Origin of the sequence: Streptomyces sp. CG4, assembly GCF_041080655.1 — a bacterium.
Lineage (GTDB): Bacteria > Actinomycetota > Actinomycetes > Streptomycetales > Streptomycetaceae > Streptomyces.
The window spans coordinates 352,953-368,426 of sequence record NZ_CP163525.1; the positions used below are offsets into that span (position 1 = coordinate 352,953).

Sequence of the window (15,474 nt, forward strand, 5' to 3'; positions counted from 1 at the left end):
TTCCACACGGTAATGACGGGCCGCGAAAAGCCACACCCTTAAGTACCCCTAGGGGCGGGCGGGTTCGCAGCCCACTGGGTCCTCGGTGTCGTGCCGGTCGTACGAACGGCGCACATAGGACAGGGAGTCGAGCAGATCCACGGAGGTGATGGCCTCGGTGGGGCGTACGTCGGCGATGCCGTGCAGCGGCATCTTTCCGACGTCGGCCCAGCACAGTCGGCCGTCCGCGCCTATATAACTCCGGCTGAATCCGGCGTTGTCCGGATGCAGACAGTAGGGAACGTCGAGAAGGCCTCGGGCGAACGCCGCGAGCAGCGCCTCGCCGAGGTCGTCGTGCAGGTCCAGCACCGCGTTCACCAGGGAAGACGCCTCGGCGTAGGTCTGGGTGCCGGGGCCCTCCAGCGGAGCGCGCGGAGTCCGTGCGGCGACCGCCGCCGCGTATTCGAGGGCCGCGATGTTCTCGGCGACGGTCGGAATACGGCGGGATTCCGCGACGGTTTTCACGATGAGCCGTTCGGAGCCGCTGGCGACGGCGAGTTCGGCCGCTTTTCCGAGGAGTCGGTAGGCGCCGTGCTCGGTTTCCGGATACAGCCCCATGTAGGCATAGACGACGACATGCCATTCGGTGTCCGGCAGGAAGCGCGCACACAGGGTGCGCAACGCGGCCACGGCTTCGGCGTCCTGGCGCGGGTCGGTCTGCTGGGCGTAACTCACGGAAATGCTGCGGATGCCGTGCCGGTGGAAGAACATCGCCTCCAGGACACTGATCGCGACGAGCAAGCTGGGCGGGCAGAGCTGGCCGAGGACGCAGCCGCCGAAGGTCTCCAGGTGCGGTGCGGCGCCCGACTCGCGCAGGGTGGCGAGCAGTTGGCAGCAGGCCGCCCAGTGGGCGACGGACGCGCGCAGCGGGACGCGGCCGTAGGGCAGGCAGTAGGAGACCGGTCCGCCTTCGGAGGCGTCGAGTCCTACGGCCATCAGCGCCCGGAAGATGTCCTGCGGCGCGGCGGAGCCGTGCCGGACCTGAACCGGGAAGTCGGGACCGTGGATCCGGTCGAGCACCTGCAGGGTGGTGGTGGTCTCGTGGCTCACGATCGGGTAGCCGTTGAGGGCCACGTCCTCCAGCACGGCCAGTTTGGCCGACTCCAGGTCGCCGACCCGGGTGTAGCTGTCCAGGGTGAGCGTGCCGACGGTGGTCGCCGTGGCGTTCCGGGTGGCGAGCAGCCCGGCCCGCATCCGGTCCGGGCTGCTCATGCCCATCCGGGGCTGGACCACGAGGTGGCCGGCGTCGTGAGCCCGGCGCACGAACGCGCCGAACCCGACGCCGGTCACACCAGGGCCCGCTGCGGCAGGGTGCCGAGCATCCGCCGGAAGGCGGCGACGCCCTCGGCGCTGTCGTCGAACACGGCGTCGTAGCCGGCGGCGGAGAGGGCGGCCGCCTCGTCGCTGCCGCAGGGTCCGGCGATGCCGAGCTTGCCGCCGATCACGGCGGGTACGTCGGCGAGTTCGGGGTGCTCGCGCAGCCGGGTGACGGTGCGCATGCCATCGTGGTAGCCGTGGCCGTTGACGCTGCTGACCACGATGAGGGCCGGGCGGTGCGCGAGGGCCTCGGTGATGAGCAGGTCCTCGGGGACGCAGGGGCCGAGGTTGACCACGCGGTGCCCGTGCTCCTCCAGGAGGAGCTGGAGGTAGACGAGGTTCCAGGTGTGGGAGTCGGAGATGCCGCCGGCCACGAGCACGGGCTGGTCTGCGGGGGTGGGGGTCATCGGGGAGGGGCTCATCACAGGGCCTGTCCGTGTTCGTAGGTGCGGGTGTGCTGGATACGGGAGACGGAGACGACGTCGTCTCCGCGTACGACGATCTCGGCGGGGGCGGGCCTGCCGAGGAACATCAGGAGGCTGGCCGTGGGGCCGTAGGCACCGGCGTTGGGCACGGTGAGCACGGCGCCGGGGGCCAGTTCGGGCAGCGGGACGTTGCGGCCGAGCAGGTCGCCCGGGGTGCACAGCGGCCCGGCGAGGCTCGCGGGCGTGCCGTCGGCGCCCACGGACTCGTGCGGCTCGACGGACACGGGCAGGATGCGGCCGAGGCCGGACATGCCGCCGAAGGTGTTGATGCCGGCGTCGAGGACGAGATAGCGGGTGTCGCGGCTGTCCTTGACGTTGACGACGGAGGTGAGCAGGGTGCCGCTGTCGGCGACCAGGTAGCGGCCCGATTCGCAGGCGATCTGCGGGGCGCCCTTGCGCCAGCCCGGGAAGTGGTCGTCCAGCGTCTCGGCCAGGGCGTCGCGCAGCTCGCGGTAGACCGGCCGCTCGCCCTGCACGGCGTACGGTGCGGCGAACCCGCCGCCGATGTCGACGAAGCGGAACGTGACGCCGAGGGCCTGCTGGAGTGCGGCGGCGGTGGCGACGGTGTGGCGGAACTCGGCGATGAGGCTCGCCTCGTCCTTGGCGTTGCTCAGCGGGAAGAAGTGCAGCCCGGCGATGCGGGTGCCGGGTACGTCGCGCAGCTCGGCGGCGAGGCCGGGCAGGGTCTCGCTGTCGAAGCCGAACTGCGAGGGCACGCCGGTCATCCGGATGCTGGTGGCCGCGGCGCCGGTGGCGTTATTGATGCGGATCAGGCAGTCGGCGGTGACACCGAGTTCGAGCGCGACCTCGCCGACGCGGCGCAGGTCGCCGTAGGACTCGGTGGAGAAGAGGCGGACGCCGCGGGTGAGCGCCTCGGTCAGTTCCTCGCTGGTCTTGCCAGGGCCGGTGTAAAGGATCCGGTCGCCGGGGAAGCCGGCCTGCAGGGCGGCGTCGAGTTCGCCGACGGAGCTGATCTCGGCGCGACAGCCGCGGGCCGCGCCGGTGCGCAGCTCGCGCAGCAGCTCGGGGTGCGGGTTGGCCTTGGCGGCGTAGAAGACCTCGACCTCGTCGGGCAGCGCGGCGAACAGGTCGTCGCGGGCCGCGGCCACCCGGTCCAGGTCGTAGACGTAGGACGGGGTACCGAAGCGCTCGGCCAGTGCCTGTGGGGGCACTGGTTCGGTGGGGCCGGTCACGGGGTGGTTCCTTCCAGGAGACGGGCGAGCTGCTTGCGGTCGTGCTTGCCGTGCGGGGTCAGCGGCAGCTCGTCGACGACGCGGCTCACGCCGGGCACCTTGGCGGGCTCCAGCCTGAGCGACAGCTCCTTGAGCAGGGTGTGCGGGTCGATGTCGCCCTCGGCGAACACCGCGAGGGCGCGGCCTTCGGCGGGCGGCAGGACGGCGGCGGCGCGGACGCCGGGGATGTCGGTGGCGGCGCTCTCGATCTCGGTGGTGCTCATGCGCACGCCCTTGTGCTTGAACATGTCGTCGCGGCGGCCCTCGTAGTACAGGAAGCCGTCCTCGTCGACATGGCCGAAGTCCCCTGTGTGCAGGCGGAGTCCGCCGTCGGGGGCGGGGCGGAAGGCGCGGGCGGTCTGTTCCGGTGCGCGCCAGTAGCCGGGCATGACGTGCGGGCCCTCGACGACGATCTCGCCGGTCTGCCAGGGCGGCAGGGGGTTGCCGTCGTCGTCCACCACGAAGGCGCGGGTGCCGGGCAGCGGGCGGCCGACCGAGTCGGGCTTGGCGTCCTGGTGGGCGGGCGGCAGCACGGAGACGCGCTTGCACTCGGTCTGCCCGAACTGGATGATCACCTCCGCGCCGGGGAACGCCGTGCGCAGCCCGTCGGCGGTGGTCTTCGGCAGCGCGGCACCGGTGTTGGTGAACATGCGCACCCGGGACACGTGGCTCGGCTCGCGCTCGGCGAGGGCGACGATCATGGTGGCCAGGGACGGCACGATCGGGACGACCGTGGCCCCGGTCTCCCGGATGCGGCGCAGCAGCACGAGGTCCGACTCCCCGTCGGCGAGCACGAGTTCGCTGCGGCCGGCGGCGGTGAGCAGCACCTTGTACAGGCCGTAGTCCCAGGAGATGGGGAAGCGGCAGAACACCACGTCGTCGGCGCGGTAGCCGAGTTCGAGGTTGATGGCCTCGGTGGCGAAGACCATCTGGCCGTGCGGGCAGATCACGGCCTTGGGAGCCGCGGTGGAGCCGGAGGTGTAGACGAGGACGGCGAGGTCCTCGGGGCGGACCTCGGCACCGGCGGACCGGGCTCCCCGCACGCGCAGCGCGGTGATGTCCTGCCACGCCTCGCCGAGTCCGAGGACCGGCACGCCCTCGGCGAGGGCGGCGATCCGGTCGACGGCGGGGTCGGTGACGACGACCAGCGCGGGCTCGGAGTTCTCGACGACCGCCCGCAGATGGAAGTCCTTCATACCGGTGTTGACGGGGACCAGGACGGCGCCGCGGCGCGCCGTGCCGTACAGCAGCGCGACCAGTTCGCGGGTGCTGGGCAGCTGGACGAGGACCCGGTCGCCGTGGCCGATGCCGCGCTCCTCCAGCCAGGCGTCGACGGCGTGGCTGTGGGCGGCGAGTTCCCGGTACGTCCAGCGGCCCGCGCCGTCGGCGACCGCCGGGGCGTCGGGACGCTCGGCGGTGGCCTCGTCGAGCAGGTCGTGCACCCGGGCGTCGGTACGGGCGTCGCGCGGACGAGCCTCGCGGGCGTCGGTGCGGGCCTGCGCTGTCGGTTGACCGTTCACTGCGACTCCTGCCGCCTTTCATGAGTGGGTGCCGCCCCGGCGGACTGCCGCATGGCCGTGGCCTCGGAGGTGAGCTTCCTGCGATCGGTCTTGCGGTTGGAGTTGAGCGGGAGCGCGTCCAGGTGGTGGTAGGCGCGCGGCACGACCGCGGCCGGCAGCAGCTCCCGCAGATGACGGGCGAGCCGGGCGGGCGGCACGGGTACGCCGGTGTGGAACACGGCCAGCTCCACCGTTCCGTCCACGGGCACCGCCACGGTCACGGCGTCCTCCACGCCCGGGCAGGTGCGTGCGGCGGCGTCCACCTCGGCGAGTTCCAGCCGCACCCCGTGCACCTGGACCTGTGCGTCCTGGCGGCCCAGGTAGAGCCAGCCGCCGTCGGCGGCGCGCCGGACGCGGTCGCCGGTGCGGTAGAAGCGGTGTCCGTCGTGCTCCAGGAACCGGCCGGTGTCATCGGCCGGGTCGAGATAGCCGGGCGTCAACTGCGGCCCGGAGATGCACAGTTCGCCCTCGTCACTGTCGGTGGGCACACCGTCGGCGCCCAGCAGCAGCGTCTCGTGGCCCGGATGTACGGCGCCGATGGGCACCATGTCGTTGAGGTACCGTCCCGGTGTCCAGCGCTGTGCGGTGATGGTGATGGTCAGTTCGGTCGGGCCGTACAGGTTCTCCAGCGTCGCGCCCGGCGCGGCGGCCGCCCAGTCCTCGGCGTCCTTGCAGCTGAGCGCCTCCCCCGCGAAGAAGCTCCACCGCAGCGACGGCAGCGCGCCCGGCTCGAGCCCGCCGGTGCGGCGCACCAGCGTGATCGCGCTGGGCGTGGCGAACCACACCGTCATGCCCTGCTCGGCCACGAACTCCGGCAGATGTGCGTACGCGTGGGGCGGGATCGGTACGACGGTGGCGCCGGCGCCCCAGGCACAGAACAGGTCGAACATCGCGCAGTCGAAGTTGAGGTCGAAGGTCTGCGAGAAGACGTCGTGCGGTCCGAAGTCGTAGCGCTGGTCGAGGAGTCGGAAGTAGTGCGCGGTGTTGGCGTGGGTGACCGGGACGCCCTTGGGGCGGCCGGTGGAGCCGGAGGTGAACAGCACGTAGGCGATGTCGGAGGGCCGGGCCGGCAGGGGCGCCTTCAGGGCGCTGTCCGCGTCGACGGCGAGCGCCGGCATCGGCTGCCCGCCCGGCGCGAACAGCGTCGGCAGGCTGACACCCTCGGCGTGCAGCGCGCTCAGGGCGGGTAGGGCGTCGTCGTCGGCGAGCAGCGCGCCGACCCCGGCGGCCTCGATCATCTGCCGGGTGCGGGCGGCGGGGAAGGCCGGCTGCAGCGGGACGACGGTGACGCCGCTGTACAGGCCGGCCAGCAGGGTCGCGTACGCCGTGGGTCCCTTGCCGGCCGGCACTCCCACGGCGGGCGGCCGGTCGGGCAGCCCGGCGCGCAGCGAGCCGGCCAGGACCAGGGCGCGTTCGTGCAGTTCGCGGTAGGTGGTGTCGACGCCGTCGACGCGCAGCGCGGGCCGGTCCGGGGCGAGGGCCAGCCCGTGCAGGAACCGGCCGGCGAGCGTGCCGTCCATGGTGGGATCCACGAAGGGCCGTCCCGTCAGCTCGCGGTGGTGTGCAGCATGCTCTGCACGGTGTCCCACAGCACGCCGGCGGTGCGGAAGGTGTCCATGGTCAGCGCGCTGTCCCGGAAGCGGACCTGGTAGGCCTCCTCCAGCGTGCCGAGCAGCTGGACCGTGGCGAGCGAGTCCAGGCCGAGGTCCTTCAGTTCGGCGTCCGGGGTCAGCTGCTCCTGGGGGCCGAGGAACGGCACGAAGGGGCGGAGTATCTGTTCGAACTGGTCGTCCCACATGGGAGCCTCCAACGAGTCGGGTGGTCAGGCGGCGCGCGAACGGCGCCGGGGGGTCATCGCCAGCCGCGGCGGTGCGGCGACGACGTCGAAGTTCCGGGTCGCGCAGGGAACCCGGCCGAAGAGGCTGTCCGGCCCGGCCACGCACAGCCGGCGGGCGCCGGCGTCCTTGAGGGCGGTGGTGACGCTCGGCCAGTTCATCGGGTGGTCGAAGCCGTCGAGGAGCATGGTGCGCAGCTCCTCGCCGGTGTGCAGCAGCCTGCCGTCCTGGTCGGCGACGACGGGCAGCTTGGGGTCGGCGAAGGTGTAGCGGGAGACCACGTCGCGCTCGGCCTTCTCGCGCAGCGAGCGGAACGCCGAGGCGTGCATGGGCGGGCGCATGGTGTACAGCGGCAGGCTGCCGATGGCGCGGAGCCGCTCCTCGAACCACGCCACGCGGTGCTCGGACAGGGAGATCATGTAGAAGCCGTCGTCGATGTGGCAGGAGATCTCGTGCCACTCCCCCGCCTCGTCCAACTCGGCGAGGATCGCGTCGAGGCCGTCGCGCGGGGCGCGCACGAAGGACAGCGTGACGATGTCCTTGTGCTCCTCGGCGAAGTACTCCTCCAGGCAGCGGGCGATGTCGGCGGTCAGGCGCACCGCGTCGGGCAGCTCCAGGGCGCCGGTGTAGGCGAGCGCCGCCTTCTCGCCGAAGCTGGGCCCGGCGACGATGTCGGGCTCCACGCCGAGGTGGTCGCGGGCCCAGTGGGCGCAGGCCAGGCAGTTGACGAGGAAGGCCACCTGGGCGGCTTCCGAATAGTCGCCCGGGGAGGTCCGGAAGGCGTCCACGAGCGAGTGGCCGAGCGCCTCGTCGGCGACGGCGACCAGGTCCCGGGCGTAGGGGCTGGCCACCATGAACCGGCCCACCTCGGCGAACGGGACGGGGCCCATGCCGGGGAAGACGAGAGCGGTGTCGTGTGCCATGGCGGGATCCCCGCCCCCTTTCACAGGTTCACGGACTTTCGAGCGTCACGGGCTCAGGTGCCGTCACGGGCTCTTGGCCGCCACCGGCCCTTTGGCGTCACAGGCTCTTGAGGAAGTCGGTCAGCACCGCGAAGAACCGTTCCGGTTCCTCCAGGTGCGGAAGATGGCTCGACTCCTCGAAGATCTCCCAGCGCGCGCCGGGGATGTGGTCCTGGAACGGCTGGACGACCGCCGGCGTGGCCTCGTCGTGGCGGCCGCTGATCAGCAGCGTCGGGGTGCTGATCCGGTGCAGTTCACCGACGATCGACCAGTCCTTGAGGGAACCGATGACATGGAACTCGTTGGGCCCGTTCATCGCGTAGTAGACGGTCGGATCGTTGTAGATCTCCATGAAGGAGGACAGGAAGTCCCGGGGCCAGGGCGACACCCGGCACACATGACGGTCGTAGAAGACCCGCATCGCGGCCAGGTAGTCCGGGCTGTCGTAGGTGCCGTCCGTCTCGTGCCGGCGCAGGGTCCGCTCCACGTCCGGCGGCAGTTCGGCCCGCAGTCGCGCCATCTCCCGCAGCCAGATCGGGTACGAGGCGGGCGCGTTGGCGATGACCAGCCCGCGCAGACCGGCCGGGGCGGTCATGGCGTGCCGGGCGCACAGGGGGCCGCCCCAGGACTGGCCGAACAGTACATAGTCGTCCGCGATACCCAACTGCCCGACCAGATTGGCCAGTTCGCGCTCGAACAGGTCGACGGTCCAGAACTCGGCCCCCTTGTCGGGCAGATGAGTCGAACCGCCGTTGCCCAGTTGGTCGTAGTGGACTACGGGCCAGCCGTCCTCGGCGAGCCGGGCCAAGGGCAGCAGGTAGTCGTGGGTGCTGCCGGGCCCGCCGTGCACCGTGACGACCGTCGGCCGTCCCGCGCCGAGTTCACCGGTCACGCGGTACCAGGTCCGGTACTCCCCGAAGGGCACGGTTCCCTTCGTGCTGGGATCCGGAGACACGCTGATCACCTCTGCTCGGCTGCGGGACGCGGCGGCGGCCGGGGCAAGGGCGCCGGCCGGGACCCGGCGAGCCGGAGCGGCGGGCGATCCATGCCTCTGCCGTCCGTTGCATCTGCCGTGGTCCGCAGCCGACGCTAATCGCCGCCGCCCCGCCACCAGACCCCTAACCGCCCCTAGGCGGCATCGAGGGCGAACAGGGGTCGCCGCGGACTCCGTACAGCGCCGCCGGGGCTGGTCGGCGTGCTCCCCGGCGGCGGCAGGCAGACACAGAAGTCCCCCCCTTGTACGGCAGGAGTGCTAGGGGCGTCTAGGGGTTGGGGCCCCGGGGCGCGGCTGCCTAGCGTGCGAGACACGGCCGACCGCGCCGCACCGGTGCCGCGCCCGGACCCCGCTCCGCCGCCGGCGCTTCTCGTTCCCTCCCGTGCGAAGAGGACATGATGACTGCACCTGCCGAACCGGCCGACGAGGCCGCGCCGCCGGAGTTCCCGATGCGGCGGGCCTGTCCCTTCAGCCCGCCGGCCGCCTACGCCGAGCTGCGCGAGACCGAGCCGGTCTCCCGGGCGCAGCTGAAGGTCAACGGCAAGCGCACCTGGCTGATCACCCGGCACGACCTGTACAAGAAGCTCCTGGGTGACGACCGGGTCAGCGCGAACCTGAAACTGCCCGGGTATCCCCTGCAGGTGCCGGTGCCGGAGGAGACGCTGCAGTCGGTGCCGCTGACCTTCCTCTCCATGGACCCGCCGGACCACACGGTGCAACGCCGCATGCTGGCACCCGAGTTCAGCGTGCGTCGGATGCGTGAGCTGCGCGAGCGGGTGCAGCAGATCGTGGACCAGCAGATCGACCAGATGCTCGCCAAGGGCGCGGACGGCCCGGTCGATCTGGTCACCGCGCTCGCGCTGCCAGTGCCGTCGTTCGTCATCTGCGAACTGCTCGGTGTCCCCTACGAGGACCACGGCCGGTTCGAGGAGTGGGCGTGGGCCATCATGAACCACGACATCAGCGACGAGGACCGGGGCCGCGCGCACTACGAGCTGGACGCGTACGTGGACGGGCTGGTCACCGCCAAGGAGAGCGCCCCAGGCGACGACATGATCAGCCGGCTGATCGAGTTCAACCGGCACGCGCCCGCGGTGGAGCACTCCGACATCGTCAGCATGTCCAAGCTGATGCTGGTGACCGGGCACGAGACCACCGCCAACATGATCGCGCTGGGTGTGCTGGCCCTGCTGGAGCACCCCGAGCAGCTCGCCGCCGTCCGCGAGGAGCCGGAGCTGATGCCGAAGGCGGTGGAGGAGCTGCTGCGCTTCTTCTCCATCTCCGACGCGGGCACCGCACGGGTCGCCCTGGAGGACATCGAGCTGGGCGGGGTCACCATCCGGGCCGGCGAGGGCATCCTGCCGCTGAACAACGCGGCCAACCACGACGAGCGGGTCTTCCCGGACCCCGACCGCCTCGATGTGCGCCGCGAGGCCCGCAGCCATCTGGCGTTCGGCTACGGCGTCCACCAGTGCATCGGCCAGAACCTGGCGCGCATGGAGCTGGACGTCGTCTACACGACGCTGCTGCGGCGTATCCCGACGCTGCGCCTGGCCGCCCCGGTCGAGGAGCTGCGGTTCAAGGACGACGCCATCGTCTACGGCCTGTACGAGCTGCCCGTCACCTGGTGACGGACCTCCCCACACCCACCCCGTTCCGTCACCGAAAGGCAGCCATGACCCAGTCCGCCGACGCCGCGCCCGAGGCGGGGTCGCCGCTTCCGCAGTTCCCGATGCGACGCACCTGTCCGTTCAGCGAGCCGCGCGAGTACGCGCAGATGCGTAGCGACCGCCCTGTCTCGCGCGCCGCGCTGAAGGTGAACGGGAAGCCGACCTGGCTGGTCACCCGGCACGAGGACGTCCGGCAGGTGCTGGGCGACGGCCGGGTGAGCTCCAATCTGAAACTGCCGGGCTATCCGCACCAGTTCCACATCCCCGAGGAGATGCTGGCGCAGGTCCGGCTGATGCTGCTGTCCATGGACCCGCCGGAGCACACCGCGCAACGGCGCATGCTCATACCGGAGTTCACGGCACGGCGAGTGAAGGAGATGCGGCCGCGGATCCAGGAGATCGTCGACGAGCGTGTCGACGCGATGCTGGCCGCGGGCGGCCCGGTCGACCTGGTCACCGCGCTCGCGCTGCCGCTTCCCTCGCTGGTGATCTGCGAGCTGCTCGGTGTGCCGTACGAGGACCACGCCCAGTTCGAGGAGTGGTCGGCGGCGATGATGAACCACGATCTGAGCCCGGCGGAGTACGGGGCCGCGGTGCAGGCCCTGGACGCGTACCTCGACAAGCTCGTCACCCTCAAGGAGAACGAACCGGGCGACGACCTCATCAGCCGCTTCCTGGAGAAGAACCGCACCGAGCAGGTCGCCGACCATGTCGACGTGGTGACGATGGCGCGGCTGATGCTGGTCGGCGGCCACGAGACGACGGCCAACATGATCGCTCTCGGGGTGCTGGCCCTGCTGCAACACCCCGAGCAGCTGGCCGAGTTGCGGGCGGACCCCGGGCTTCTCCCCAACGCCATCGAGGAACTGCTCCGCGTCTTCTCCATCTCCGACTCCGGCACGGCGCGGGTCGCGGTGGAGGACATCGAGGTAGGCGACGTCACGATCCGCGCCGGTGAGGGCATCCTCGCCCTGAACAACGCCGCCAACCACGACGAGTCCGTCTTCCCGGACCCGGGCACCCTCGACATCCACCGCAAGGAGGCGCGCAGCCACCTCGCCTTCGGCTACGGCATCCACCAGTGCATCGGCGCCAACCTCGCCCGGGTGGAGCTGGAGGCGGTCTACGGCACGCTGCTGCGCCGCATCCCCGGCCTGCGCCTCGCGGCCGACCCGGACGAGCTGCGCTTCAAGGACGACGCCATGGTCTACGGCGTCTACGAGCTTCCCGTCACCTGGTGACGGCCGATCCGATCGGAGTCTCCCTCATGCGTGTCACCACGGAACGCGACCGGTGCGTGGGTTCCGGCCAGTGCGCCATGCTCAGCCCGGAGGTGTTCGACCAGGACGACGACGGTCTCGTGGTCGTCCTGCGCGAGGAGCCAGGCGACGGCCTGCGCGCGGGAGTTCTGCAGGCGGCCGATCTGTGCCCCTCGCGCTCCATCCGAGTCGACGGCTGAAGAGCCGTGCCGGACAGGCTGCGCTCCCCCACGACGTACCCCGGCCGGCGCTCGTGGCCCGTGCGCCGGGACTCCGGCTTCGCCGGGTACGCCGGCTTCGGTACGGCGAAGGAGTCCAACGCCCGCTACCGCCGGCTGATCGCCCACGGCGCCACCACCCTGTCCATCGTCTTCGACCTGCCCACCCGGCTGGGCCGCGACTCCGACGCACCCCTCGCGCGCGGTCACGTCGGCAGAGCCGGTGTGGCCGTCGACTCCCTCGACGACATGCGGGTGCTGTTCGACGGCATCCCGCTGGCCGAGGTCACGCCATCGATGAGGATCGGCGCCCCTGCCGCCCTCCTCCTGCTGCTGTACCAGCTGGTGGCGGAGGAGCGCGGGATCCCCGCCGACCGGCTCACGGGCACGATCCAGAACGACGTGCCCGACGGGTGCGTCACGCGAGGGATGTCTGTCTTCCCGCCCGGCGTCTCGCTACGCCTGACCGCCAACGCCTTCACGTACTGCGAGACCGAGATCCCCCGGTGGAACACCGTCTCGCTCTCCAGGCGCTGCATGGTCGGGGCAGGCGCCTGCCGGGCACAAGAGAGCGCCGAACACGGCGGTTCACCTCCGCTCGAGCGGAGGTGAACCGGGCAGTAGGCGAAGCTCGATGTTGGGTCGCTTCTGGGCTCCGCGCGAGCGGAGGTGAATCGGCACCTGTTCCAGCCCGGAGCGTCACCCCATGTGATGGACGGGGCAGCCCGGAGGGGAAGCGATGGCGATCCCCGCTCGTCGGCTCCTGTGTCGGGTGAAGAGGCGAAGAGTTGTGTCACGTGACGGCACGGGCAATCTCGCGCACGCCTTGGGACGACAGGTTGGGTTCAGGGGGGCGTGAGGGCGTCGAGCCGGGCGGCGAGGTCGGGGTGGGTGGTGGCCAGGTGAGGGCGGGTGGCGTTGAGGGGGCGGATGAGCTCGGCGGGGTCGTCGTGGGCGAGGGCTTCGTGGAGCTGGCTGAGCGGGTTGCGGGCCGCGGTGGGCAGGTCGGTGAGGGCGGTGATCTGGCCGGCGATGCGGCGCAGGTCGGCCGCGTTGCGGCGGGCCCAGGTGGCGGTGGTGCGTGCGGCAGCGCGGCGTTCGCGGGTGGCCTGGACGCGCTGTTCGCCGGTGGTTCCTGCGGGGCCGGGGCGGCCGCGCAGGTAGCGGCGCTCGGCGGCCTGGCGGCTGGCGACGCCCAGGGGGTGGGCGAGGTCGGCCCAGCTGGCACCCGCGTGGCGGGCGGTTTCGATCAGGCCGGTCTCCCATCCGGCGAGCTGCTCACGCACCTGCCGCAGCAGCATAAGAGAGGCCAGGGCCTGCTCCGCGCCGACGTCGTGCGTCTGGGCAGTGCCGGGGACCTCGTGCCGGGCGGCCTGCAGGGCGTCGTCTATGGCGTGCAGGGCTGCCGCAGCGGCGAGGAACGACGCCGGGCTTGCGGCGTCGGCGCTGGACGATACCGGCTGGTCGGCCGGGGTCATGGGCACCTCCCTCAGGTAGTCATCCTTTGGACGACACCATGTTTGTCATCCATCAGATGACATGTTACAACGGTGTCAGTGAAGCGCATTGGCAGCAACTGCCCAAACCTGCTGGAGGTGTTTTCACGATGTTGATGCGCACTGACCCCTTCCGTGAGCTGGACCGGCTGGCGCAGCAGCTGCTGGGCCCGGGCACCTGGTCCCGGCCGTCTCCGATGCCGATGGACGCCTACCGCGAGGGCGACGAGTACGTGGTGGCCTTCGACATCCCCGGCGTCACCGCCGACGCGATCGACATCGACGTCGAGCGGAACATGCTCACCGTCAAGGCCGAGCGCCGGCCCGTGGCGAAGGCCGACGACGTGCAGATGGAACTGTCCGAGCGACCGCTGGGCGTCTTCTCCCGCCAGATCGTGCTCGCCGACACCCTCGACACCGAGCGCATCCAGGCCGACTACGACGCAGGCGTGCTCACCCTGCGCATCCCGATCACCGAGCGCGCCAAGCCCCGCAAGATCTCCATCGGCGTCGGCTCCGGCCGCAAGGAGATCTCCGGCTGACACCGGCCGGACGGGTACGGAGGACGGGCACCCGATCTCCCCCTCACCCCGCCCTCCGCACCTCCGTGGGCAGTTTCGAAGAACAAGGGGCGGCGGCCGAGATGACTCTGCGACACGAGGCGTTCCTCGACCATGTGAAGGAACGCGGCGAGTACAACACTGTGGAGGAAGCCGAGCGCGCGGCCCGCGTGGTGCTTGCCCTGCTCGGCGCGCACCTGGTCGGCGAAGTCCGCGCCCAGCTCGCGGCACGCCTGCCGGAGGACTTCGCCCTGATCCTCCTCAACCCGCTGCAGAGCGCCGAACCGCTGCCCCCGGAGCGGTTCGTCCGGGCGACCGCAGCCTGGATCGAAGGTGCCACCGAACACACCGCGACCTGGGACGTCAGCGCCGTACTGTCCACGGTCGCCGACACAGCCGGAGACGACCTGCTGGGTCAGATGCTGCTCCAGCTCCCCGCCGGTTACGACCTTCTCTTCGGCCGCCCCCAGCCCACCTGACCAGCATTTCGGTGCCCCACACCGGCATCATCGCACCCTGATTCCACGAAAGGCATGCACCGCAGTGATCACCGACGTGCGCGTACCGCTTGAGCACCAGCAGCCGTACGGGACGGCGCACGAGCAGATGCTGGAGAAGGTCCGCTACGAAGGCGCCTACCCCACCCGCGAGAAGGCCGACGAGGCCGTCCGCCTGGTCCTCGCGGGGCTGGGACGCCAACTGACCGGCGACGAACGTGTCGACCTGGCCGCCCGTCTGCCCCTGGAGGCCGCACGCGTCCTGACCGCGCAGATCCCCGACACCCGGCCGCTGACCGGCTGGGCCTTCGTCAAGGACCTCGCCGCCCGCACCGGCGCTTCCCTCGCCACCACCCGCTGGGACACCGGATCCGTCTTCTCCGCCGTCGCGGCCTGTGCCGGCCCCGACCTTCTGACCCGTATCCTCCACCAGCTCCCCTCCGGCTACGCGCTGCTGTTCGGCCGCGCCGAACTCAGCCCCGCCGCGTAGAAGCGGCACCTGCGAAGCGTTCCAGGGACCGTACGCAGACGCGGCGGGCTTCGAGGCGGTGTCGGTGCGCTGCCCTGTGCGCGGGGCGCCGGTTCAAAACTGCGCGGGACGCGCCTGGCATTCCGCTTCAGGCCGAGGTCTTCGGCTGTGACTCGCTGTCCCGGGTGCGCAGTTGTTCGTTGATGCGCCTGGCTTCTTCGAGTTGGTCCTCGAGGATGACGATGCGGCAGGCGGCCTCGATGGGGGTTCCCTGGTCGACGAGTTCGCGAGCGCGGGCGGCAATGCGCAGCTGGTAGCGGGAGTAGCGGCGGTGGCCGCCTTCGGAGCGCAGCGGGGTGATCAGGCGGTGTTCGCCGAGGGCGCGGAGGAAGGCGGGGGTGGTGCCGAGCATCTCGGCGGCCCGGCCCATGGTGTAGGCGGGGTAGTCGTCATCGTCGAGATTGTCGGCGGGACGAGAACTGGAAGGGGGCATAGACCTCTTCTTTCAGCGGACGCGTCGGGGGCCCGGGTGCCGCACTGGCACCCGGGCCCCGAGCTTTCAACACCATCTACCAGCACACTGCGCCGGCCTTTTTTGTCCGCGGATCCCGCCTGGGAGGGCGGGGCTGCGGGGATCGCTGATGCGTGACCGGGGACCACCTTCCAATCCGGGGCCTTGCCGTACCCGGGCGGACTGCTTCCTCGCCCAGGCGATCCTGATGGCGTTCTGCTCCTTACCTTCGGTTACTCGGTCGTACTGCTGGATAACGGGTACTGCTCGCGGCCCTTGAGGACCGCGTCCTGCTTGACCTGCATGCACGGCAGTTCATCTCTGCCGTGCCCACTTCGACTTCCTGGGTACGACAGAAACGGTAACCCTGC

General features: G+C 71.1%; 16 protein-coding genes and 1 pseudogene. 7 read left to right on the plus strand and 10 right to left on the minus strand.

The annotated features are described in order from the left end of the window. Positions 1–48: 48 nt before the first annotated feature. The 8 genes from AB5L52_RS01705 to AB5L52_RS01740 all read right to left on the minus strand — a co-directional run bounded on the left by AB5L52_RS01705 (position 49) and on the right by AB5L52_RS01740 (position 8,384). Positions 49–1,329, minus strand: a complete 1,281-nt coding sequence (locus tag AB5L52_RS01705) for a methylaspartate mutase (RefSeq protein ID WP_369362361.1) — start codon at positions 1,327–1,329, stop codon at positions 49–51. Continuing rightward, a complete protein-coding gene (locus AB5L52_RS01710; protein ID WP_351033759.1) occupies positions 1,326–1,763 on the minus strand; it encodes a cobalamin-dependent protein in 438 nt (145 codons plus the stop codon). The genes AB5L52_RS01705 and AB5L52_RS01710 overlap by 4 nt, the downstream gene beginning before the upstream one ends. A 14-nt stretch (positions 1,764–1,777) precedes the next feature. Continuing rightward, positions 1,778–3,034 (minus strand): type III PLP-dependent enzyme, encoded by a 1,257-nt coding sequence (locus AB5L52_RS01715; RefSeq protein WP_351033757.1) that lies wholly within the window; start codon positions 3,032–3,034, stop codon positions 1,778–1,780. Next, the gene (locus AB5L52_RS01720; RefSeq protein ID WP_369368784.1) at positions 3,031–4,515 is read right to left on the minus strand and encodes an AMP-binding protein; all 1,485 of its coding nucleotides are present in this window, start codon (positions 4,513–4,515) and stop codon (positions 3,031–3,033) included. Before AB5L52_RS01720 ends, AB5L52_RS01715 begins: the two co-directional genes overlap by 4 nt. A 74-nt stretch (positions 4,516–4,589) precedes the next feature. After that, entirely contained in the window at positions 4,590–6,152 is a 1,563-nt protein-coding gene (locus AB5L52_RS01725; protein WP_351033766.1) for an AMP-binding protein, read from the minus strand. Between the two features lie 26 nt (positions 6,153–6,178). After that, positions 6,179–6,430, minus strand: a complete 252-nt coding sequence (locus AB5L52_RS01730; protein WP_351033755.1) for a phosphopantetheine-binding protein — start codon at positions 6,428–6,430, stop codon at positions 6,179–6,181. A gap of 24 nt (positions 6,431–6,454) precedes the next feature. Continuing rightward, a complete protein-coding gene (locus AB5L52_RS01735; RefSeq protein ID WP_351033754.1) occupies positions 6,455–7,390 on the minus strand; it encodes an acyltransferase domain-containing protein in 936 nt (311 codons plus the stop codon). A 97-nt stretch (positions 7,391–7,487) separates the two neighbouring features. Then, positions 7,488–8,384 carry a proline iminopeptidase-family hydrolase gene (locus AB5L52_RS01740; protein ID WP_369362362.1) on the minus strand — a complete coding sequence of 299 codons (897 nt, stop codon included), beginning with the start codon at positions 8,382–8,384 and terminating at the stop codon, positions 7,488–7,490. A gap of 437 nt (positions 8,385–8,821) precedes the next feature. Between AB5L52_RS01740 and AB5L52_RS01745 the strand changes: the two genes are divergently transcribed. The 4 genes and pseudogenes from AB5L52_RS01745 to AB5L52_RS01760 all read left to right on the plus strand — a co-directional run. Then, complete coding sequence (locus AB5L52_RS01745) at positions 8,822–10,054, plus strand: cytochrome P450 (protein ID WP_351033765.1); 1,233 nt, start codon at positions 8,822–8,824, stop codon at positions 10,052–10,054. A 44-nt stretch (positions 10,055–10,098) separates the two neighbouring features. Then, positions 10,099–11,334: a cytochrome P450 gene (locus tag AB5L52_RS01750; RefSeq protein ID WP_351033748.1), complete on the plus strand. Its 1,236-nt coding sequence runs from the start codon at positions 10,099–10,101 to the stop codon at positions 11,332–11,334. 26 nt (positions 11,335–11,360) lie between these two features. Then, the gene (locus AB5L52_RS01755; protein WP_351033746.1) at positions 11,361–11,552 is read left to right on the plus strand and encodes a ferredoxin; all 192 of its coding nucleotides are present in this window, start codon (positions 11,361–11,363) and stop codon (positions 11,550–11,552) included. Positions 11,553–11,579: 27 nt separating this feature from the next. Continuing rightward, positions 11,580–12,146 (plus strand): annotated as a pseudogene (locus AB5L52_RS01760) (methylmalonyl-CoA mutase family protein); the annotation flags it as partial. Between the two features lie 269 nt (positions 12,147–12,415). Here the strand turns inward: AB5L52_RS01760 and AB5L52_RS01765 are convergent. Then, positions 12,416–13,048: a type III effector protein gene (locus AB5L52_RS01765; RefSeq protein ID WP_369362363.1), complete on the minus strand. Its 633-nt coding sequence runs from the start codon at positions 13,046–13,048 to the stop codon at positions 12,416–12,418. A 128-nt stretch (positions 13,049–13,176) separates the two neighbouring features. Here AB5L52_RS01765 and AB5L52_RS01770 point away from each other — a divergent pair, with 128 nt between their 5' ends. From AB5L52_RS01770 to AB5L52_RS01780, 3 genes are all read left to right on the plus strand, one after another. Next, positions 13,177–13,608, plus strand: a complete 432-nt coding sequence (locus AB5L52_RS01770) for an Hsp20/alpha crystallin family protein (RefSeq protein ID WP_369362364.1) — start codon at positions 13,177–13,179, stop codon at positions 13,606–13,608. A gap of 101 nt (positions 13,609–13,709) precedes the next feature. After that, positions 13,710–14,105 (plus strand): DUF2267 domain-containing protein, encoded by a 396-nt coding sequence (locus AB5L52_RS01775; protein WP_351572780.1) that lies wholly within the window; start codon positions 13,710–13,712, stop codon positions 14,103–14,105. A gap of 64 nt (positions 14,106–14,169) precedes the next feature. Further along, positions 14,170–14,613 carry a DUF2267 domain-containing protein gene (locus AB5L52_RS01780; RefSeq protein ID WP_369362365.1) on the plus strand — a complete coding sequence of 148 codons (444 nt, stop codon included), beginning with the start codon at positions 14,170–14,172 and terminating at the stop codon, positions 14,611–14,613. A 127-nt stretch (positions 14,614–14,740) separates the two neighbouring features. Here AB5L52_RS01780 and AB5L52_RS01785 read toward each other — a convergent pair whose 3' ends face one another. Further along, positions 14,741–15,085, minus strand: a complete 345-nt coding sequence (locus AB5L52_RS01785) for a MerR family transcriptional regulator (protein WP_351033736.1) — start codon at positions 15,083–15,085, stop codon at positions 14,741–14,743. Between the last annotated feature and the right edge of the window lie 389 nt (positions 15,086–15,474).

What these genes read in the sequence shown, in the direction of transcription:
- AB5L52_RS01710 (WP_351033759.1), bottom strand. Translation starts at nt 1,763, where the DNA reads ATGACCCCCACCCCCGCAGACCAGCCCGTGCTCGTGGCCGGCGGCATC.
- AB5L52_RS01725 (WP_351033766.1), bottom strand. Translation starts at nt 6,152, where the DNA reads ATGGACGGCACGCTCGCCGGCCGGTTCCTGCACGGGCTGGCCCTCGCC.
- AB5L52_RS01730 (WP_351033755.1), bottom strand. Translation starts at nt 6,430, where the DNA reads ATGTGGGACGACCAGTTCGAACAGATACTCCGCCCCTTCGTGCCGTTC.
- AB5L52_RS01735 (WP_351033754.1), bottom strand. Translation starts at nt 7,390, where the DNA reads ATGGCACACGACACCGCTCTCGTCTTCCCCGGCATGGGCCCCGTCCCG.
- AB5L52_RS01745 (WP_351033765.1), top strand. Translation starts at nt 8,822, where the DNA reads ATGACTGCACCTGCCGAACCGGCCGACGAGGCCGCGCCGCCGGAGTTC.
- AB5L52_RS01750 (WP_351033748.1), top strand. Translation starts at nt 10,099, where the DNA reads ATGACCCAGTCCGCCGACGCCGCGCCCGAGGCGGGGTCGCCGCTTCCG.
- AB5L52_RS01755 (WP_351033746.1), top strand. Translation starts at nt 11,361, where the DNA reads ATGCGTGTCACCACGGAACGCGACCGGTGCGTGGGTTCCGGCCAGTGC.
- AB5L52_RS01765 (WP_369362363.1), bottom strand. Translation starts at nt 13,048, where the DNA reads ATGACCCCGGCCGACCAGCCGGTATCGTCCAGCGCCGACGCCGCAAGC.
- AB5L52_RS01770 (WP_369362364.1), top strand. Translation starts at nt 13,177, where the DNA reads ATGTTGATGCGCACTGACCCCTTCCGTGAGCTGGACCGGCTGGCGCAG.
- AB5L52_RS01775 (WP_351572780.1), top strand. Translation starts at nt 13,710, where the DNA reads ATGACTCTGCGACACGAGGCGTTCCTCGACCATGTGAAGGAACGCGGC.
- AB5L52_RS01785 (WP_351033736.1), bottom strand. Translation starts at nt 15,085, where the DNA reads ATGCCCCCTTCCAGTTCTCGTCCCGCCGACAATCTCGACGATGACGAC.